The organism is Xenorhabdus bovienii (assembly GCF_024721015.1).
Classification (GTDB): Bacteria; Pseudomonadota; Gammaproteobacteria; order Enterobacterales; family Enterobacteriaceae; genus Xenorhabdus; species Xenorhabdus bovienii.
Genome location: NZ_JANAIF010000370.1, coordinates 1 through 337, shown reverse-complemented (window position 1 = coordinate 337; position 337 = coordinate 1). Strand labels below are relative to the sequence as shown.

1 protein-coding gene is annotated in these 337 nt (G+C 62.0%); it reads right to left on the bottom strand.

Features of this window, described 5'->3' with window-relative positions:
- The coding region (locus NXS07_RS21045; RefSeq protein ID WP_258087638.1) for a phage baseplate assembly protein V at window positions 1-337 on the bottom strand (337 nt) is incomplete at both ends.

Here is a 337-nt window from a genome sequence, read left to right as displayed (position 1 = left end):
TGCATCGTGCCGCCTTCGCGCACGGCCAGACTGCCCGTGCTCAGATGGTGGGTACAAATGACGGTCGGCGTATCCAGCGTGATTTGATTGCTGGCTGTGCAGGTGATTTCCGGTGCCGTGACCTGTACCGATGTGGAGGCTGTCACGGTGGCGGTTTTGATCCCCGTCACGGTTAAGGCGCTGCTTTGCGGCTCGTATTCCATCACCGCCCCATCGGGAAAGGTCACACGCACCGCTTCGGCAGAGGCCGACGGCGCCGCATGGGCGGCAGAGTAGAGCGAGCCGGCGACAAACGCGGTGGTCAGTTCACCCCCTATCGCCAGCACCAAAACTTGTT